The following is a 20,470-nucleotide window of genomic DNA, read 5'->3' on the forward strand; positions in this document are numbered from 1 at the left end:
AGACTTGAACTGGCGACCGATGGACTCTCCCGGGACCACTCCCCCGACGCGCGAGCCATGGTGACTGCTCGACTGATCTCGACATGACCGGGGATTTCTCGCCGATCCTGAATGTGCACGTTCCAGACTACTCGGGATGCCTCGGAGTGACTCGACCGGACTCGGATCGAATAAGCGTTGGATAAACGTGAACGCATCAAGTGCCAAGCGAGCAACTCGGGCGAGGACAGCTGGCCAAGCGTTCACGCGATCTGAATGCACACACTGATGAGCCCGAGGCCCTATTCTGACGAACTGGAGTGGTGCGGGCTATTCGTCCAGCTGCTGAAGCCGAACAGCGGCACGATCGCCGGCTGCCGCGAGACCGTCAACAATGCGGTGGTACTGAGTTCGGGCTGAACCGGTGAGTAGACCGCTCTGCCGTAGCTCGGTGAACCACTCCTCCAAGTACCAGAGGTGGTTCGCGATCTGGCCGAATCGGCCATCGATGAGCTGCTCGATCCAGGTCAGCGCGACACTCACCTGCCAGGCAGGTGGCGAGCTCTTCGCGAACTTGATGACCGCGTCGACGGCTTTCGGCTCACCGCGGGACAACGTGATCCACCGCTCTGCCAGCCCGTTGATAGCTTCCGGCTGGAGCCAGTTCTGCCGAGCCCGCAAGAAGACGCCGTCAATGTCGGACTCGCCAGACCGAGCGTTGGGCGCCGGGAGCAGCGCAGCGACCATGTAGTCGAACCAGAGATGCTCACGGCGGAGCTCGCGGGCGTCTCCCAGAGCATCAAGTGCTACACCAAGAGCCCACGGCCAGAACTCTGCGAGATTTGCCCTTAGCGCGTCGCTGTATGTGAAGACCGTCGCGAATCCGTCGAACAGCAGATGGAGAGCGTTTGCGTCCTGTGCAAAGGACTTGATGTATGCCGCGAGGATGTCTCTGTCTCCCTCAACCCATACCTGTACCATCCGCCCGGCAATCGGCTCGTGTGTGCGATGGGTGTGGTGGTCGTATCCCTTCGACCACCAGTGCAGGAGCCCACGTCGGTAGGTGTCCCACAACGGGGTCCACAGAACCTCGACCTGCTCGACCAGGCAGGGTACGCGGCGAGCATCGACCATCATCTGCAACGGCGTACGCAAGTAGTTCACGAGGATGTCATCGTCCGCAATCGTCGCAAGGGTCAGGTGAAATGGAGGCCTCAAGGGGTCAACTAGACGTCGCTGTTCCTCACTGCTCCAAGGCCCCAGCCGAGCAGCCGCCAGTCCCGTCATTCCTGCCGCCCACGCCGGCCAGTGTCGAGAGCACGCGCCGGTCGTGGCATCGATATCGCACACTGCGCCCCACAACGGTTCGCATCCCGTGACAAGAATCGACCGAACCTCGTCGATGCGACTCGTACCCAAGGCTTGGAGGGACTCGTGCACCGAATCGCGTTCCACCAGCCCATCAAAGGTTTCCAGGAGTAGCAGCGGAACAGACGAGGCAGCGGCCCGGTCCGCGCCCATCACGAACATCGATCCGCTGTAGTCCCCAAGTGCATCCGTCGCTGGGTTGGTCGCGGCCCACATGATCGCCTGGACCGCCCAGCCCATATCGCCCGGATCGAAGCTCGATGCTTCCAAGGCCTTTGCACGCACAGCGGCCGCAGCGACGGCGACCAGTGGGTTCTCAGGTTCATAAAAGCCGGCCGGGATCGCGTCATCGGCATCCAACTGCCGCGCAACCGAGAGATCCTCGGGGAGACTCTCAGTCGGCCAGTCCTGCGGGGTGTCATTGTGTATCGCATACTGGTTCTGGAGGCGGTACATCGCCTCGATCGACTGAAGTTCGCGGTTCCCAGGTGCTAGGACCTTCTCGATCTCGGCTGGGCGTTCAAACTGGATGATGACGCCGTCGTCGGTCGCAGTTGCACTGTAGTTGTCAAAGCGGAACAGCGCAGCCCAGCCCTCTACGACCGCAAACGATTCGGCGGTGCCGCCCGCATTTGGGGTCTCTGCACGCCTTTTCTCGAGGAGGGCAGCACCGACGGCGGCCAGCTTCGAGAGCCGTCTATCGTCGTTGCGCAAGCGGGCTTCGATCACCATCGCCGCTACCGTCTGATGAGGCGTGTAGGAGCGTCGTTCCTTCCCCGTGAGTCGATCAGCGTCCGGATCACGCACGGAGAAGTGTTCTGAAACGACCCGGCCGGTCTCCAACCGCCACACCTCTGGATACTCGAGGAAGGAGTCGAGGAGGTCTCCGGCTTCCTCAGGGTGTCGGGTGAGGAACCCGCACACAAGCCCCGGGGTGGCGAGGTTGTGTGCTGTGCGTAGCAGTGCTTCTGCGATTCCCCTAGCAGGAAGGCCCACCTGCTCGAGAAGGTGATCGCTGAAGCGCTCCATCGCGAGGAGGGCGCTCATACAGGCGTAGGGCCCCACTGTTGACCCGCGATACCAGGACCAGACGTGACCGTCTCCGACGTAGTGTCGAGCACCCAACCCGAGCAGGTCTAGTTCGACGCCCTCGGGCTCGTCCACATGTGCCGAATCATCTCCGTAACCGTGGAGCTTCTTCACACGGAAGTTCGCAGCGTGATCAAGCATGCGGTTAATGAAAGCGATGGCGTCCGCCGGGACGGTGTTCAGCAGTCGGAAGAAGGGCCCGTAGTACCAGGCAGCACCTGGCGCACCGATGCCCAGCCCGTGCTGGAAGTCGCGGATCCCGTCGTCAGCCACGCCGTAACCACGCCATTCGTCCTCAGGGTCCGGAAGCTCGATGTAGTATGCCTCGGCGAGTTCGAGGAGCAGCTTCGGATTGGCCAGCGACAAGCTCAGTGCGACGGGCGCTGACTCGACTGCTCGATTGAGATTCGATGGTCGCTGCGTGGCAACTTGGCGGAGCCAAGACGCGGCTCGATTGTCGAGATCCGGACCGAGGGACGCCAGAGCCTCGACGGCAAACTCGTCATACAACTCGGGTTCACCTGCGAGGATGGTGTCCCTGACAGCCTGACGAAGGGGATTCGGTTGCAGCATTTGGATGGCCGCGCCCCGAAGCCACGCCAGCACGAGCTCGCGAACGACCTCGCCGCCCAGGCGATGCCCACGCCTCAGGCCACTTGGGATCGCTCGACCCTCACAAAACACGACTTGGACGATTGGAGCCAGCGCGAAAGGGTCTCCGATAGTTCCCTTGACATACCGCGTATCGGCCAGGCCGATGAGTCTCGTGAGCGCCTTGCCGTCGTCAGATGAGAGTTGCCCCCAGAGCTCCCGAATCGCGGACTCCGCGTCACCCAGCGTCAGCAACGCTTCGAGTGGAATCTCTTGCCACCGCTCGCCAAACGTCTCTGCGAGCCCGTCAAACTCCTGCGTGAGGCGCCGCCACGCTTCCAGTCGGTCAGTGCCCCCCAATAGAGCAACCTGCGCGGCCAAACGGGCGGATCGAATAGTCCAACGGGGGGCGCCAACCTCCGAGAGGGGCTCCCACCCGGCGACCGTGAAAAGTCGGCACAAGGCAAAGTCGCGGAACAGGTCGGATGCGAACTGGTCGCCGCTTGATATTGCTAGGCTCCGCGGTGCGACGAGAAGCCCGTCCGAGCGCAGTTCCCCTAGAGATGTTCCGCTTGCTTGATTTACCTGAAGACCGAGCGCTCGCCGCGCAACTTGCAGACCTGCCCGCTCTCGATCATCGGGGGATGCTGCGCCGCCGGGCTGACTCTCGTTCCGGCGCACGAGGCTGTTCCATACGGCTTCGTAAACATCGGCCTCACACAGCAACTCGCCGGGTGCAAAATCCCGTCCGGTGCGCAGGATGGCATCCACCAGTCCGAGTCGTCCAAGAAGCCACCGCGATTTCGTATCGCCGTTCAAGCGAACAAGCGCCGAGAAGCGTACCGGAAGCGTGGCAATCTCGTCCTCGGAGAGGGCTGCGACCACATGCTCGATCGGCGACGCCGTGATCCCCGCTAACTCGGAGGCCCGTGCAAGCTCTTCGCGCACCTGCTTCGCGCCGTCCGATCGGGTTACTGCGATCACTGCGATGCCAGCCTTCAACGCAGCGGCGCCAATCGACCGAAAGAGCTGCGCCCTGTTCTCAAGCACGGCCTCAGCCCCGTCAATCAACATGAGACGAACGGGGCGAACGGCGCTGGCCGCGAGGACATCGTCCACACTGTGACCGCCGAGCTCGGACTCGAAGTCCGCAATCCGTTGAGGAAGGTCTCGCAGGCTCAGACGGGTGATTGAGGCTCCTTCAGCGGCGAGGAGCTCTCCAACCCGGAGCGCGAGTGCGGACTTTCCCAGGTCGGGGTCGCCGGTCACGACGACAATGCCTGCGGACGAGCCTGCCAATCGCACGACGTCCGTCAGACGCTCCCGCTCGGTGATTCTTTCCAGCTCCAGCGTTGTAGTGCCGGCGCGGAGCTCTGGACGCACTGACTCACGCAGCCGGGCCCCGAGCCGGTCGAGGACTAGCCATCCGGTAACGAACCGAGCAGAACGGGTCAGGCCCACGTCACCGAGACGGCGTCGGACGACTGCTTGAGTCAATATGGCTCCTTGCGATGCCCATTCGCCGACAAGCTCTTCGAGTCGCGAGAACAACGCATCTGCTGCCACCGGCGTGCCATCTATCAGCAAGCGCTGCAAGGTCGTCACCGCCTGCGTCCGGTCGGCGCGGTCGGTGCGCTCGAGGCGCAGTCTCCGAACACTGAGACTCGACAAGAGTCGCCACGTCAACTCGACGCCATCGATGCCATCTGCTGACGCCAGAGTGGCCGATGCCTGCTCGACCAGGTTCTTTAGATGATCGTATCGATCGCGAACAGGCCGGCTCGTGCGTCCGGCCTGGGACAGACGCTCCTGGAATTCGACTCCGTTCGGCATAGACGCCGCGATAGTGCATAACTCTTCAAGTTGCGTGATCGCATTGGCATTGCTCGACACAGCAAGCGTGAGCCGCCAGTTGCCCAGCGAGGATTCAGACCAGTGGTTGGTCACTACCGAGAGAAAGTCGCGAATCAATGGGACTGACGGGGTGTCGCTTGCTGTCAGCGTCGGCGCCCTGCGTACCGCTATCGAGGCGCGATGGGCGACTCCGCTTGCGTCGGTGCCCTCCAGAACGATGTCATCTACGGGGCTGGTGTCACTGGACTGGAGCCGGATGGTGTCGGCAACCAGGCTGTCACCGAGCTCGCCGATGGCATCACCCGCGAGGAAGGCCGCTACGAGCGTGGCTACATAGGCGTGCTCGAGGCGTACACCACCGCCACCTGTCGAATAGGGGCTCGAGCCATGGTTCTCGGTGGTCGATGCCGACGCCGTTTCTCCGAGCCAGGCGCTAATCGTCGGGTTCTCGTGCGTGAGGCTCCAGAGAGTCGCCCGGCCAGCCTTACCTGACGTTGCATAGCCGGCGCTGAGAAGGGTTGCGAGGGCATCATTCGCTGTCGTCGGGGAAACGCGCAAAACCGCCGCGACCTTTCGCCCGGACAACGGCTCGGTGCTCCGTGCCAAGATATCGAGCGCACCAAACTCGTTCTCGCTCAATGTGGCTCGTAGTGTCTCCTCGGCAGTGGCCATAACGGTATGGTAGCACCTATGTCCAGATGTTCTGGACATAGGGCTGGCTTTGGTTCAGGAGACGCTGCAGCCGAAGCGCGAAGAGACACCACGGCTCGGAACGGTATTCGCGAGGGAGTGCGCAAAGTTGAACTGGACTTGAATTCGGTGTTCCCAGGCTGGGACCTCAAGAGCATCCCCGACTCCAGACCTGGCCGGTTGGGAACTTCACGGTGAGAAGCATGTTGGCCTCAGCGCGGGCGTGATTCTCTTCGCGGATCTGTCGTTCGGAAGAGCCCCCGGTCTGTACGACGCGTTCTCGATTCTGGCGCACCCATCTTGGATCTCGCTCGATGTGATGCTCACCACCAATCACGACATCGCGGGCGTCACGCACAGCTTCTACGTCCTCAAGATTGAGGATCTCAGTAGCCTCGTGAGGCTGGCTTGCCTGAGCTTCTGTAGGGCGGCCCATCTCGCTGCGGACTACATTCACATAGACAAGTCACCGTTGGAGGCACGGGCGGACGGTCCGCTCCCTCGTGGTTCTCGGAGGCCAACTAACGCTATCGAACGCAAGGTCTTCAACGAACGAAGCACGCTCGCGAATAGGCTCAGCTCCATGCGAGCGGAATCAAGGTTCACTAGTCAGCAGTGGTTCAGCGGGTTGCTGCCCGAAGTGACGTCAGCACGAAGTGTTCTCGCGTCCGCTGATCGGTTGCTCCGCCAGGAAGGTCCACTTGAACGAGACCTGGACGCGGTGCTGGCCACGTACTCGATCGGGGTCGAGCGATTCATGAAGCTCGCTTTAGGGACCGCTGCGGTTTCCGCTGGCGAGGGGTGGCCTGAGCGTATGGGTTCGACTCGTTTCGGCTGGGGACATGCGCTAGATGAAATGGATGAGCGCTTGCGTACGACTTTTCGTGAGGCGATCGCTGCCGGCGACTGGGAGCACAAACGACTTCTCCAGACCTGGATCTGCACGATCGACAACGATCCGGTCTGGGCGGCGACAATACGTGCCCTCCGGAACTACGCGGATGCGGGCCGTTACCACCACCTTGATCAGCTCACCAGCCGCGAGGTGAACTCCCGCTCTTCGCGGGCGATGTGGGAGGAGGCCGAACGCGCCGCGATCGACAACGACGATTATTTGCGCGCTCAGGAGGCCCGTGTCCAGGCCGCCGAACCCTTCGACCCCTTCGAGCGAAGGCTACGCTCAGCCATCGCAGACTCCGTCAAGCGATGGGTGAGCATCGTCTGTCTCTTCGGGTTCCATGGAGTTCTTGGAGAGGACTGGCGACGAATAGGCGCAGATGCACTGCCCGACGATGCACTGCCCGTACGTGCGCTCCCCCGATGCGAGCGCGCAGACAGCGTATTCAGCTGACGACGCTCGTACCTCGATCACGGCGGGCAGCTGGGGTGACAGCATGCGAAACCCGCCGGAGGTCATAGAGTCGGAACGCTTCATTGAGCGTCGACGTCGCTGCTACCAACGCCGGTCCGACGTCATGCTCCAGATCTCCGCGGAGCCGCATGATCGAACCGTTCGGCACATCCCGCACGATCTCGTTTCGCCTCATTCGAAGGATCCGTCGCGGTCGGATCGCTTGTCGGTGCCTCGTGGCAGGATCAACCCAAGCATCACTTTCTTCGAGTTGGAGGCGTTCGTGCCTGAGCTTCATCCGACGACCTTCTTGCAGGCCGCGGCATGGGTGCCCGACGATGACCCCGAGCGCCCCTGGGAGGAAGCAGCCGATCTGGCCGCCGAGTGGATCTGGGCCCGAAGTGAAATCGAGGGTGTGCTGCCGCTCCTCGTAACGAACACGTTCCAGAATGTGATTGGCATACGATGCCTCGGCGACATCGCTCGACGAGGCGGTCAAGCCACTCCCCGAGGAAAGCAACGGTTTGATCCGGGGCCCGTCCTCGTCTACGTGCCCGATGCGAGATCGCTTCGGTTCGCGCTCGACTTGGCGCATGGCTACTCGCTCGCAGTCGTCGAGAGCGTCAGTTTCCCGCTCACCGAATGGGCAGCGGGCGCCGGCGCGATCAACCTGCTCGACGGCTCCATCAGCGCCATCAGTCTCCCCGCCGACGTCGTCGCTGATCTCGACCGCGCGATCTTCTTCGCCGGCAACAACGGCTGGACCGGCCAACACGAGAAGACGCACGCACGAAGCCGCCTCGCCTCACACGTCGAGTCCGGTCGGCTCGCCGCTGACGAAGCAGCCGCGTACGTCCTGTCGCAAGGAGTTTCTGACAAGGGCGCCATCCGGTTGCGTACCCTCCTCGAAAAAATCTCATGACCATCGGTAACGGATGACACGGCAGACCTCGAACCCCGGCCGAAAGCCCTCGACCAGACACCATGTGGTTCCGCGGTTCTATCTGGATGGTTTCTCTCGCCGGGGGCAGATCGGAGTTGTGCAACTCCCCGGCGACCCTCGGTTTCTGCAGAGCGTGTCGGACGCGACCGTGCAGAACAACTTCTACACGGTTGCGGGTCATCCGGACGGACCGGATGTGTTCGAACGTGCGATGGGGCGCGTAGAAGCGGAAGCTGCAACTGTGCTCCGCGAGGTGGTCGACGAGGACGTCTGGCCGTTGTCCGGCGACGACCGGGAGACGCTCGCCACCCTCATCACCCTGCAGGTGCTACGCGGGCCGACGCAACGCCAGCAGATGCGGCACACAGCCTTGGCAGCTGCGCGCCTCCTCGTTGACACGACCACTCCACAAGGGCTCCAGAAACTGGCGGCGGAGAATGGCGAACAGCTCAGCGCTGACGACGCCGCACGCCAGCTCGAGGAGCTCCGCGCACCAGGCGCGATCGATGTGACAGTGTCCGGTGCCAGCCACGTCGGCCAGATCGGATATCTGCTTCCCCGCCTTATCCGCTACATCACGGGGCGGCCCTGGATGCTCATTCGATTCACACGCCGTGGGCTCATCACATCGGACTCCCCCGTCTCGCTCGTCCCCGACCCATCCATGCCGGCCCACATGCGCATGGGGCTCATGACCGCGCGCGGCTTCACGTTCCCGCTCGACCGGCATACCGCCCTCATGATGTCGTCTCCCGAACCGTTGATCAGCGCCGGCCGCCACGTCGACGAAGTGGCTGCCGGCGCGTTTGACCTCGCTCGTTCTGGGTCGACCCGCGACGAGCGCGCGATCAATCTCTCGACCGCACTCGGCGCGCGAGAACGGATCTATCACCACCCCGACGACGACGCCTTCATCCCCAAGGTCCTCCCCGACCCGGTCGACGAAACCCTGTCCGCAGACGACATCTACAACGACTTCGACGAAGCATGGCTGGCTGACGACTCGTTCAATGAGTAGTGTCGCGACGGGCGACGGTGGTGGTCGTCCGCTCGATTCAGTTGAAGTGGAACGTGCGATAGGACGACTGCACGTTGAACCGTCGGCCTTCCTTCCGGCGCTGCAGGAAGCCTGCGATGGTGTCGACATCGTCTCCGCGCATTCCGAGCGCCCGGCACTTCGCTCGTACCTCGTCGACGGTAATCGAGGCCCAGCGCTCGGGACGGTTCATCATGTCGGCCTTGAGCTTGTCCTCCTCGTTCCACTTCAGGCCCGACGAGTATCCGGCGGCCATTCTGGCGACGTACTCGAGGATGCGATCGACGCCATTCGGTAACGGCTCGAGCACGATCTCCGCGCGCGGCGACGGGTCGATCATCTCGCCCGGGAACAGCTGGATCGGATTCACATCCTCGATCCACTCGGCCGTCTCCTCGACGCCCCATTCGATGACGACGATCGCGTCGGCAGCAGCGTTCCACAGGTCGTTCAGGTGCTGGCGATCGGGCCAGGCGCAGAGCACTCGCTGCCCGTCGAAGTGCCCTCCGTGAAATCCGCGCCAAGCATGGTGATGCACGTTCGGTTGCGCGATCAGTCGCTTGAGGCTCGCGCTTTCCACGGTACGCCGCGGCGTCACAATCACCACTGATCCGCCTGGCTGCGCCAGAAGCCACTTCACCGCACGCGTGTTCTGCGCTTCGCGCGAATCGTGCTCGCCGAGCCGCGAGACTGCAACCGGAATCTGACCCATGCCAACTCCCCCTTCTAAGCGCCGCGCTTGACGTTAGCCGGGGGCTCGGACATTGAGCTCGGCTGGCCGGTACCTTCCCGAGACGGCAGCCGACATTGACTCGTCTGCCAAGCCCTCCGACTCACTCGGCCAAGAAACCGTCGGCCTGGAGGAAGTCGTTGAACGCGCCCTGTGCATCAGGATGCGGGGACGTCGTGACGCTCGTGGCTCCCGGCAGCTGTGCATCCCGAAACGCGACCCATCCGTCCGGTGTCACGACGATCTGACCGATCTCCACCGAGTTCGCACCGCGGACGACATAATGCCCGTGGGACCCAGGCTCCGCCCGATAGCCGGCGTTCGTGAGCGATGTCTCGAAGCGGTTCCGTAACTCGAATCGGTCAGGCCACTCATTGATGGCGTAGATCCTCTTCCCGACGTCACGCATGTCCTGCATCCAGGATTCCAGAGCGCGCATCGCCGTGTCGAACTCGTCCGAGCCTCCCCGCCGAAGTTGGATGCGATCGTTCGCGCGGTCGATGGAGAATCCTCCGCCGTCGCTCGCCCATTCCCGAGCCGCCGGGAGGACGTCATCGTGGTGATCGGCGGCGATCTGTTGCGTTCGCGTCGGATACAAGTGCAGGTCCATGGCCCCACAGTAGAACGAGCAGCCACCCTCGAAAAGCTGCCTCGTCGGCTGCTCATCGGTGTGCGTGAAACCGTGAAGCTCAGCATCCGGATACCGCGGCTGCGGCGCGTGAAGGCGCAGCTCGATCCGGGAAACGTCTTCCGCCAGAACCACCACATCACGCCGGCCGGTTGAGTGATCGACACATCCACGACCATGAGGAGGCGGTCGGCGACCGCCCCCTCATGTCCGTGACAGCTCTACCTCACGAACACCAGGTTCCAATTGTGATCGGCCGTGCCGGTGTCGTTCCATTGCAGGGCGTCGGCGCCGTCGGCCTTCGACATCCCCGAGATCCCGAGAACCTTGGAGGTGTAGACGTTAACGAACTTGTAACTGCCATTCGCTGAGGTCACCAGCTGCCATTCGTGATCGAGCGTGCCGTTGTCGCTGTACTGAACGGCCTTGGCGCCGTCGAGCGTCGACATCGCCGATACTCCGAGCACCTTCCCCGAGTGGATGTTGGTGAGCTTGTAGTGCCCGTTCGCCAGTCGGGTCAGCATCCATTCGTGGTCGGCAGTGCCGGTGTCCGCCCACTGCACCGCCTGAGCGTTGTTCGCCGTCGACATGCCCGAGATGCCGAGCACCTTATTGCTGTGCGCGTTGACGAGCTTGTAGATGCTCCCGCTCTGGATGGCGGGGGCGCTCCCCGCCGCGAACGTGATGTTGCTCGTATAGTTCCCGATGGCCACGTTCGCCGCGCCGGCAGTCGTGGCGACCTGCCCATTGATGGTGAGGTTCTCGAACGCGATGTTCTTCGTCATTTGCGTCGCGCTGTTGCCGTAGATGTCGTTGGTGTAGTTGTTCGGCCCGGTGTACGAGAAGTTCTTCACCGTCACGCCATCGATGCCGCGGCCGACGGAGAGTCCGTATCCCGGGTTCTTGTAGGTAATGATGTCGAGGAACTTTCCCACGAGAACGTCCTCCCACCGGATGTCCGTGAACAAGACGTTCGTGACCAGATTGGAGTCGCTCGCCGTCAAGGAGATGGAGCGCACCTGGCTGAGCGGGTTGTGGGTCAGGATGTCGACATTCGAGACGGTGATGGCATTGATCGTGTCGGGAACGTCGGGATTTCCATGGGTTCCCACGTTGATCGGATGGGCGTTGCCCGGCATGAGCACCGAGTTGGTGACGTTGAAGTTGTTGCTGCTCCCGACGTGATCCCAGCGAGTGCCGTAGATGGCGATGCTGTCGTCACCGGTGCGAATGAACGAATCGTTGACGGTCACATTCGTGGATGCCATGGAATCGACGCCGTCCGTCCATTTCCGGTAGGCGAAGAGCACGACGTTGTTCACTGTGATGTTGTTGGACGCGCCGATGTCGACGCCGTACCCGCCGTTGTTCGCATTGCCGTAGCCGTTGACGATGATGCCGTCGATGGTCACCCCGTTCGAACGATGCGTCTGGAAACCGATGCCCGCGGGCCGGTAGAGGATCCCGCGGCCTCGGATCGTGACGTTGCTGACGTCGTTCGCGATGATCCCACCTCGAATTACCGCGCCGCCGGCGATGTACAGCGTCTTGCCGCTCGGAACGGTGATGTCCCCCGTGTCGTGGAACCCCGGCCCGTAATAGATGACGTTCGGGTCCGAAGCGCTCGGAACGTTCGTCTCGAGCGGGTTGGCGAAGATCATCAGGTCCTGGTCGACGTTGTCGTTCACGTCGACCACGACCTTCGTCGGGCCCGCGATGGTGAAGGTCCCGGTGGTTCCGGAGACGGCAGCGGTGATGCCCTCGGCCGAGGGCCTCACCTTCATCGTGGATACGGTTCCGAGGTTGTGGCTGACCGAGAGCTCCACCGGACCATCAGTATCGAAGCTCACGAAGGTGGCCCACGATGCGCGGGACGGCCCGCCGATTCGCGTGCGGTATTCGTCGAGATCGACCCAGCTGCCCCCGAGTATGCGCACCCTGACCGTGTAGTCGGTGCTCATCTCGGGTCCGGCGGGGGCGGAATAGGTCTTCAGCGTCGTTGCGGCGGCGGCGGGAGACGTCGGGAAGACGATCGCCCATCCGAGTGCGACCACCACTGCCGCGAGCAGCGCGATCGCCCTGCCTCTTCTGGTCAGTCTGTACGTGTGCATGAGTGCGAGTCCCTTCCCAACGATGCTTGTGTGAGAAACCGTCGTGGACACGGCAACAAGAGCCTGGGACTGCTCTCTACACTGCCCAAGGCGCCAGCGGCGGCGCCTTGTTCAGGATGAGACGTCCTTGTCCAACATGTAACGGAAAGCGAACACAGTCTGCCCTGTTCAACCTAGTCGTGTCCAGAGTTCGTCAGAAATAAGTCGTATATTCGCCTAGAGGGACCGGTTCCTGCATCACCCGCGTGCCGAGTTCTGCGCCGTCGGCTACCGGAGGAGGCGGATCGAGGTGACCCGCCCCGACCACGACCCGGGCGCAGCCCCGATCCGGACGCGACGATGCAGCGCGTCGTCGGTGAGGGGCGGGAGCTCGATCTCGATCTCGATCGGGGTATCGATCTCGGTCGTGACTTCGCCGATCCGCTCGTGAGCGAGGACCTCGCCGTTCACCTCGATCTCGAACTCCGCGCTCCGCGGGGACCGCAGCATCGAGATGCGCAGAGTCGACCCGAGCTGGTGGAAGTCGTTCAACACGACCTCGAGGGACTCCCTGGTCGACCGCCAGCGCAGATCTCCGACCGCACCGGTCTCCAACCCGGTGCCGGCGAAGCCGTGGTCGGATTCAGGCTGCTGCTCACCGAGTGCGACCGCATCCAGCGTCTGCGCATCGAGGGTCAGTGCATGTCGGTCCTGAGCCTCGAGCGCCTCCCGGCGGCGGGCGACCGCACCATCCTCGGCCCACGGAAAGTAGACCACGTAGCGTGCGTCGTGCAATCCGCCGAACGGCTCGAGCAGCACCGTTCCGCGCGATGAAGGAATGCGAAAGGCCAGGGACCCCGATTCGTCGCGCTGCATGACGGCGACATCGGCGGGAGTGAGGATCGGCGCGTCGGCGAGAGGCGAGAACCTTCCTGTTGCGATGTGACCCATGCGAGCGTCGTTCCCCAGCAGTGTCGCCGGGTCGAGATCCTCGGTGCGAGCCGCCAGGACGATGGGGCCGTAGCGGAGCGTGGCCCAGTCCGAGCCGTCGGGCAGTCGCTCGACCGTGATCGTCATCGGGAGTTCCACATCGACGACGTCGCCGTCCTCCCAGGCGCGACGCAGGACGAGGAAGTTCCGTTCCACGACGAGGGCTTCGACCGTGCTTCCGTTCACTCGCACGGTCGGGTCGCCCGCCAGCCAGCTCGGCCGGCGGATTCGAAGCGAGAACTCCCGGGGCGTGTCAAGTGCCAGGGTCAACCGCACGCTCTGCTCGTTCGGGAACCTCGTGTCCTGCATGAGGAGCAGCCCGAGCGTCGGGAGCTCGAGAGTCGACGGGGCGAACTGCAGCACGGACACCGTGTCGGAATCGCTCGCATAGAACGTCGCACCGTGCCGGGCGTGTGTTTCGATCCCGGTGCCGACACAGCACCAGTGGCAGTCATCGACGGTCGAATAATTCCGGTAGTGGCCCGGGCGCATCGACGTGAAGTAGACCAGCCCACCGTGGTCGGGGTGCTGAGACGACAACAGGTGGTTGTACAGCGCGCGCTCGACGTAGTCGAGGTCTGCGGCGTCGTCGCTCGCCGTGAACAGTTCGGCAGACAGCTTCACCATGTTGTAGGTGTTGCAGGTCTCGGGGCCTTCTCGGTCTTCGATCATCGGGGTGAAGTCGGATGCCGCGTGGAAATGCTCGCGCACGCTGTTGCCCCCGATGCTGACGCTGCGGTGATGGACGACCGTCTCCCAGAAGAAGGCCGCCGCCGCCGCAAGGTCGGCGTCGTCGGTCAGTCGAGCCAGACGCGCGAAGCCGACGACCTGCGGGATCTGCGTGTTCGCATGCAACCCGGTGAGCTCGTCGACACCGATGGCCAGCGGGTCGAGCAGGGCGCGGCGGGTGAAGCGCCGCGCCATCCTCGCATGGCGCTCATCCCCGGTCGCCTCATAGAGATCGGAGTAGACGTCGTTCATCCCCCCGAACTCGGTGGCGAGCATGAGCTGGAATCGATCTTCATCGATGCCGGCGGCGAGCTCTTCCCACCAATCCGCGAGTCGGAGCAGCACGTCGAGTGCGCCGTCGACGGCTGCGAAACGGTGGGCATCGAGCAGGCCTGCGTAGGTCTTGTGGAGGTTGTACCACGGGACCCATCGTCCGTCGCGCGAAAAGGTGTCGGCCGTGATCCCGGACCTCACCTCATCCCAGAGCTGACGACTGTTCGGCACGCCTCCGATGTATCCGGTGCCGAGGTGGGCCTGAGCACGGGCGAGCTCATCGATCATGTAGCGGAGGCGGTCGCGGGCGTCGATGTCTCCCGTCGACGCGACGAGCAGCGCGAGCGCCGACAGGTAGTGACCGCCGATGTGCCCGTCGAGGCCGGACGACTCCCAGTTGCCGTAGCTCGGCTTTCGTGGCGACAGGCCTGCCTCTCTGAGGAATGGGGCGAGCAGTCGGTCGGGGTCGAGCGCGAACACGTACCGTCGGCCGGCCTCCTGTGAGTCGAGGAGTGGTCCGCCGGTCAGCCGCACGGAGGAGAGCGGGGCGAAGGTCATCGAACGCCGGCTCCCAGTGCGAGCGAGACGGTCGTGTACGAAGCGGGCGGCAGAGTGATCTCGAGCACGCCGTCGACGATGCGCACCTTGTCGAGTGCACGGGGCGCGACGGCCGCCGGGTTCGTGGGCGTATTGTGCGCGCCGAGCGTCGGTGCGGTGAGCACGCGACCGGTCGCGCCGGTGACGACGGCACCTCGCAGGTCGATGCTGAGTGCGAGCTCCTCGGTCGCGTGTCCGTTGGTGAGGGAGATCAGGGCGGACCCGTCCTTCGTGGATGCAGATGTTGACAGCACATCGACCGGGCCGCGTGCAGTCTGCTCGCGTGGCGTCTCGTCGAGCACATGTACGGAGAGCGTCCGCGCGTCGTGGTGCCCGGTGTTCATCTCGAACACGTGGTACGTCGGCGTGAGCACGAGCGAGCCCGTCTCGGCATCCGCGAACAGCATGGCCTGGAGGACGTTCACGGTCTGAGCGATGTTCGCCATCACGAGCCGGCCGGCGTGCCGATGGAACGCGTCGAAGTGATAGCTCGCCACGAGCGCATCCCGCAGCGCGTTCTGCTGCTCGAGGAAGCCGGGATTCGTTCCGGGCGTGGGGTTCCACCACGTGCCCCACTCGTCGAGCACCAGCCCGACCTTCTTCCCGGGGTCGTACACGTCCATCATGGCGCTATGCCCCTCGAGGAACGACTCGATGCGACGCACGATCGCCAGCGAGAGGTAGTGCTCATCGGTCGTGAACTCGAGCGCGTCACCCTTGTCCTCCCAAGGGCCCGTCAGGGTGTAAGCGTGGAACGAGACGGCCTGGAACAAGTCGCGCGGCACCTGCTCGTTGCCGATGTGACTCAGCGCCTCCATGAGGGTCTTGGTCCACACGAAGTCCCCGTCCGAAGCACCCGCGGCGATGCGATACAGCTGGTTGCCGCCGTGGTTGCGCGTGTAGGTCGAGTACTGGCGGGCGAGTTCGGTGAAGGAGTGCGCGGTCATCGTGCCGCCGCACCCCCACGGCTCGTTGCCGATGCCCCAGAACGGCACTTTCCAGGCCGCGTCTCGCCCGTTCTGCCGACGGAGGGTCGCCATCGGCGAGTCGTCGTCGCGCGTGACGTACTCGACCCAGTCGCTCATCTCCTGCACGGTGCCGGAGCCGACGTTTCCGCTGATGTACGGGTCAGCGCCGAGCAGTTCGCACAACTCCATGAACTCGTGGGTGCCGAAGGAGTTGTCTTCGACGACGTCACCCCAGTGACTGTTGATCATGCGAGGGCGTTGTTCGCGCGGGCCGATACCGTCACGCCAGTGGTATTCGTCGGCGAAGCAACCGCCCGGCCACCGCAGGTTGGGGATCTTCAGCTTCCGCAGCGCATTGACGACATCGAGGCGGATGCCGTTGTGGTTCGGGAGGTTCGAGTCCGGTCCGACCCAGAAGCCACCGTAGATGCACCGCCCGAGGTGCTCGGCGAAGTGTCCGTAGAGATGGCGGCTGATGGTCGCACCGGGAAGATCGAGGTTGATGATGGCGCGCAGGGCGGGAGATGACACGTTGGTCCTTTCACTTGTATCGATACATGTTCCAATTGCGGGGGCGTCGTTGTCAACTGAGCCCTGATGGATGACTGCAACCTACGGGGACTTCGGCCCTCAGTGTGTTCGAACTCCGACACATATCGCGCCGGTTCTGAGGCGAGTGTCACGGACGTCCCGACCCGCCTGCCATCAGCATGAGGCACCTGATCTCCTCGTCCGGCCGACTGACCGGGTGCGACGCCGGAGGGTCATCGATGAACTCGATCCCGAGTCGTTCCTCGGTCTCCTCGATGTCCCAGCGACCGCGAGCGCCGTTGGATGCGATGAGAAACGGGCCGGCCGGTCGTTGCAGGATGACAGCGCGCACGGCGGTGGCGAAGTCACGGTCGCTCGTCCAGTTCGACCGGTACAGCGCGTCCACCGGCTTCCACCCGACGAGCCCGAGCCGCAGCGCGGTGAACACCGCATCACGCTGCATGCACGCGAGGCCGAGCACATCCTCAGCGAACACCTTCCCGGCGCCATAGTCGCAACATGGCCAAACCGGATCGGAGGCCCGTACCGGGCGGTGACCGGCGACATCGTGCCGGCCGAGCGTATGGATGGAGCTCGCCATCACCAGGTGCCGTACGTTCGACCGCTCGACGGCGTCGGCCAGGCCGGCCGCGAGCTCTGCGACCTCGTGGATCACCGTTCGGGCGTCTTGGAAGGGCGACGCGTTTCCCGCGAGATGCACGACGACGTCGGCATCGCGAATGACGGTGTCCCACCCCTCATGCTCCCGCAGATCGACCACGACCCGTTCGGCGGTCGGCGGCGCATCGGTTGGCGCCCGACGGTCCACGAGACGCATCCGAGCAACCCCATCGAGCGCGGCCACCACGCGACGCCCGACGACGCCACTCGCTCCCGTCACGACGACGAGCGGGACCCTGTCGCTCGTCATCGCATCACCAGTTCGCGACGGATCCGTCCGGTCGACGCAACTCCGGCATCGGAACGATCTCCGCGCGATGAGCGCGGGCTGCGTCGAGGTCCACCTCGAGCCCGAGCCCGGGTGCCGATGTCGGGAGCATCCATTCGCCATCCATGTGCATCTGTACTGGGAACACGTCGTTCACGCGGGTTCCCGGTATCTGATACTGCTCCTGGATACCGAAGGCTGGCAAGGTCAGGTTGAGCTGGAATGAAGCGGCGGTCGCGATCGGTCCGAGGGGGTTGTGCGTCGCCGTGCGAATGTGATGGGTCTCGCACCAGCCGGCGATCTTCTTCGCCTCGGTGAGCCCGCCGACGATGCACAGGTCGAAGCGGGCGAAGTCGACCGCGTCGTTCTCGATCAGGTGGCGGATGTCCCATTTCGACGCTGCGTGCTCCCCCGCGGCGAGCGGCACGGTCGTCCGCTGACGCAAGGTGTCGTAGATCGTCGTGTTCTCCCAGCGCAGTGGATCCTCGACGAAGTACATGTCGACGGGCTCGAGTTCGCGGCACAGGTTGGTGGCATCGCCGAGATCGAGTCGCGTGTGCACGTCGAGAATCATGTCGATCCGATCGCCGAACTCGGAACGCAGCGCTTCGCAGCTCTGGATCGACGACCGCGTCGCGCGACGCGAGTCGATGATGTTGCCCTCGGATGGCACGCCGAATCGCACGACGGTCCATCCCTCCTCGAGCGCCGCGTGAGCGGACTCGATGAGTTGGGCGTCGTTGTTCCCCACGATGTGCCGGTAGCACTGCACGCGGTCGCGGGCAGCCCCTCCGAGCAACTCGTAGATCGGGAGCCCCAGTGCCTTGCCCTTGATGTCCCACAACGCGATATCGATCGCCGAGATGGCCGACATGAGTGCCCGGTCCGCGGGGTAGAAGCCGGACCGTGCCATGACCTGCCAGAGATGCTCGGTTCGGAACGGGTCCTGGCCGAGCAGCAGCGGCTTGAAGTGTTCGATGGCGCCGCGCGAGGCGAGTTGGCGCGAGCGCAGACCCACCTCGCCCACTCCGAATACGCCGCCGTCGGTGTGCACGACGACCATCATCATGACGCCGCCGTCATCGATCTGCAGCACCTCGATGTCGCTGATGCGCAGCTCGGGCCGCGAGCTCGGTGCCACGTCACCGCGAATCGCGGGGGCCACGGTGCTCATCCCTTCAGCCCCGAACCGGCGAAGCCGCTCACGTACGCCCGCTGCGCGACGAAGAAGAGCACGACGACGGGAATCACGTAGAGAATTGCCGCAGCCGCGATCAGGTTGTTGATCGGGAACCCGGCCGCGTTCACGAACTGCGTGGCCACCGCCTGGGCGAGCGTCATCCGGTCGCTGTCGAGTAGAAGCGTCGGGGCGACGAAGTCGCCCCAGACGCCATTGAACGACAGCACGAACGCGGTCACGAGGATCGGCTTCGACAACGGCAGGAAGATCTGCCACCAGATGCGGAAGTGGCTGCACCCATCGAGCCGGGCCGCTTCCTCGAGTTCGCGAGGAAGCGACGCGAAGAACTGCCGGAACAGGAAGATGAGGTAGGGAGCGCCGGAGAGCCCCCACAGCACCCACGGCCAGTACGTGCCGACGAGACCGACTCTCGCGAACAGCAGGTAGGTCGGAATGAGGGTGATGATCGGAGGCATCATCATCAGGGCGATGAGGACGGCGAACAGCGGTCGCTTGCCGCGCCCGGGCAGGCGCGCGAACCCGTACCCGACGAGGGCCGACGTCAGCGTCGTCAGCGCTCCGCTCACCGTCGCAAGGAACAGCGAGTTGCCGGCGTACAGCCAGAACGGGCGTATGGATGTCGCATCCGCATAGTTCTCGGGATGCGGCGGGATCGGGAACCAGACGCTCGAGTCGCCGAGCTGGTCGAGTGACTTGAGCGAGGTCACGAGCAACCACACGACCGGCACGAACAGGAAGATCGAGAAGAGCATCAGGCCCCAGAAGACGAACGGATGCTTCTCCCGGGCGTCCTTCATTCGGCGGCCCTGCGATCGCTTCAACGGCCGGCGCGGTTCGAGGGGAGCGACGGCGGCCTCCACGGCGGGTGGATCGAGCGTGGTGGTCATCGGCGACCTTCCTGAGCGGAGGGATCGACCGCGTAGAACACGACGCGGCCGCTGAACTTGAAGAAGACGAACGTCAGCAACAGGATGAGGGCGAAGAAGATCCACAGCATGGCGGACGCGTAGCCGTATCGCTGGTAGGCGAAGTACTGGGCGTAGACGCTGATCATGAACACCTGGTTCTCCTCCGGCACGGCGGTGACCGATGACGCGGCTGTGGCCGGCGAGAGCAGCAGCACAGGGATGAACGTCTGCAGCACCGCGATCGTCGTCGTGATCACCTGGAAGAGCAGCACGGGCGAGATCGCCGGCAGCGTCACATGCCAGAACACGCCGAACGAGTTCGCGCCGTCGAGCCGTGCGGCCTCTCGCAGTTCGATGGGGACGTCCTGCAGGGCGGCGAGGTTGATGAGCACGCCCGCGCCGATGCCCCACAACAGGAGGGCGACGAGCACCCAGAAGACGATGCCCTGCGAGAGCCAGTCGACGGCAGGTATGCCGAAGAGGCGCAGGAACGCGTTGAAGCCGCCGTTGTCGCGGTCGAAGAGGATTTTCCACGCCAGCGTCGCGGCGACCGGCGGAATGATGGCGGGCAGATACACCAGCAGACGGAACCCCGTGCGGAACCGCACCTTCTGGTTGAGAGCGATGGCCAGCAGCAGACCGCCGACGATCGTCACCGGGACGACGATTCCCGCGAGCAGGAAGGTCCGGCCGAGGCTGGACCACGTCTCGGGCGACGAGAAGACGGCCGTGTAGTTCTCGAGCCCGAGGAACCGGAACCGGGGCGAGATGCCGTCCCAGTTGGTGAGGCTCACGCCGAAGGCGTAGATCAGCGGAAACGCGGTGAGGAGGATCGTGCCGATCAGCCAGGGAGAGATGAACGCGTAGAACGGGAGCGACTTCCAGCGGCGACCCCGGACGGAGCGCCGCGGCGTGGCCCGCGACGCTCCGTCCGTGCTGGTCAGCCCACTCGTCGCGGGAGACAATGCCATGGGA

General features: G+C 64.0%; 14 protein-coding genes. 4 read left to right on the forward strand and 10 right to left on the reverse strand.

Annotated elements, in window-relative coordinates; all coding sequences use genetic code 11:
* Window positions 1-309: 309 nt before the first annotated feature.
* Window positions 310-5,553 (reverse strand): hypothetical protein, encoded by a 5,244-nt coding sequence (locus tag ESP51_RS10235; RefSeq protein ID WP_129520805.1) that lies wholly within the window; start codon window positions 5,551-5,553, stop codon window positions 310-312.
* Window positions 5,554-5,794: 241 nt separating this feature from the next.
* Between ESP51_RS10235 and ESP51_RS10240 the strand changes: the two genes are divergently transcribed.
* The 3 genes from ESP51_RS10240 to ESP51_RS10250 are packed head-to-tail and all read left to right on the forward strand — an operon-like array spanning window position 5,795 to window position 8,883.
* Window positions 5,795-6,922: a hypothetical protein gene (locus tag ESP51_RS10240; RefSeq protein WP_129520806.1), complete on the forward strand. Its 1,128-nt coding sequence runs from the start codon at window positions 5,795-5,797 to the stop codon at window positions 6,920-6,922.
* 43 nt (window positions 6,923-6,965) lie between these two features.
* Window positions 6,966-7,844 (forward strand): hypothetical protein, encoded by an 879-nt coding sequence (locus ESP51_RS10245; RefSeq protein WP_206737275.1) that lies wholly within the window; start codon window positions 6,966-6,968, stop codon window positions 7,842-7,844.
* A gap of 13 nt (window positions 7,845-7,857) precedes the next feature.
* On the forward strand, window positions 7,858-8,883 hold the full coding sequence (locus ESP51_RS10250; RefSeq protein ID WP_129520807.1) for a DUF4238 domain-containing protein: 1,026 nt from the start codon (window positions 7,858-7,860) through the stop codon (window positions 8,881-8,883).
* A gap of 37 nt (window positions 8,884-8,920) precedes the next feature.
* Here the strand turns inward: ESP51_RS10250 and ESP51_RS10255 are convergent, their stop codons facing one another.
* The gene (locus ESP51_RS10255) at window positions 8,921-9,613 is read right to left on the reverse strand and encodes a hypothetical protein (RefSeq protein WP_129520808.1); all 693 of its coding nucleotides are present in this window, start codon (window positions 9,611-9,613) and stop codon (window positions 8,921-8,923) included.
* 121 nt (window positions 9,614-9,734) lie between these two features.
* Window positions 9,735-10,241 (reverse strand): hypothetical protein, encoded by a 507-nt coding sequence (locus ESP51_RS20595; RefSeq protein ID WP_164990479.1) that lies wholly within the window; start codon window positions 10,239-10,241, stop codon window positions 9,735-9,737.
* Between ESP51_RS20595 and ESP51_RS20600 the strand changes: the two genes are divergently transcribed.
* Complete coding sequence (locus tag ESP51_RS20600; protein WP_164990480.1) at window positions 10,230-10,415, forward strand: BBE domain-containing protein; 186 nt, start codon at window positions 10,230-10,232, stop codon at window positions 10,413-10,415. The genes ESP51_RS20595 and ESP51_RS20600 overlap by 12 nt on opposite strands.
* Before the next feature lie 65 nt (window positions 10,416-10,480).
* Here ESP51_RS20600 and ESP51_RS10265 read toward each other — a convergent pair whose 3' ends face one another.
* The 7 genes from ESP51_RS10265 to ESP51_RS10295 all read right to left on the reverse strand — a co-directional run bounded on the left by ESP51_RS10265 (window position 10,481) and on the right by ESP51_RS10295 (window position 20,466).
* A complete protein-coding gene (locus ESP51_RS10265; RefSeq protein ID WP_129520810.1) occupies window positions 10,481-12,370 on the reverse strand; it encodes an RICIN domain-containing protein in 1,890 nt (629 codons plus the stop codon).
* 267 nt (window positions 12,371-12,637) lie between these two features.
* Window positions 12,638-14,899: a glycoside hydrolase family 127 protein gene (locus ESP51_RS10270; RefSeq protein WP_129520811.1), complete on the reverse strand. Its 2,262-nt coding sequence runs from the start codon at window positions 14,897-14,899 to the stop codon at window positions 12,638-12,640.
* Entirely contained in the window at window positions 14,896-16,437 is a 1,542-nt protein-coding gene (locus ESP51_RS10275) for an alpha-N-arabinofuranosidase (RefSeq protein WP_129520812.1), read from the reverse strand. The genes ESP51_RS10270 and ESP51_RS10275 overlap by 4 nt, the downstream gene beginning before the upstream one ends.
* A gap of 148 nt (window positions 16,438-16,585) precedes the next feature.
* Entirely contained in the window at window positions 16,586-17,368 is a 783-nt protein-coding gene (locus ESP51_RS10280; protein ID WP_164990481.1) for an NAD-dependent epimerase/dehydratase family protein, read from the reverse strand.
* 4 nt (window positions 17,369-17,372) lie between these two features.
* Entirely contained in the window at window positions 17,373-18,560 is a 1,188-nt protein-coding gene (locus ESP51_RS10285; protein ID WP_129520814.1) for a mandelate racemase/muconate lactonizing enzyme family protein, read from the reverse strand.
* On the reverse strand, window positions 18,557-19,474 hold the full coding sequence (locus ESP51_RS10290; RefSeq protein WP_206737276.1) for a carbohydrate ABC transporter permease: 918 nt from the start codon (window positions 19,472-19,474) through the stop codon (window positions 18,557-18,559). The genes ESP51_RS10285 and ESP51_RS10290 overlap by 4 nt, the downstream gene beginning before the upstream one ends.
* On the reverse strand, window positions 19,471-20,466 hold the full coding sequence (locus ESP51_RS10295) for a carbohydrate ABC transporter permease (RefSeq protein WP_129520815.1): 996 nt from the start codon (window positions 20,464-20,466) through the stop codon (window positions 19,471-19,473). The genes ESP51_RS10290 and ESP51_RS10295 overlap by 4 nt, the downstream gene beginning before the upstream one ends.
* Window positions 20,467-20,470: the final 4 nt, after the last annotated feature.

It is taken from the genome of Agromyces albus, from assembly GCF_004134825.1.
GTDB classification, from domain to species: Bacteria; Actinomycetota; Actinomycetes; order Actinomycetales; family Microbacteriaceae; genus Agromyces; species Agromyces albus.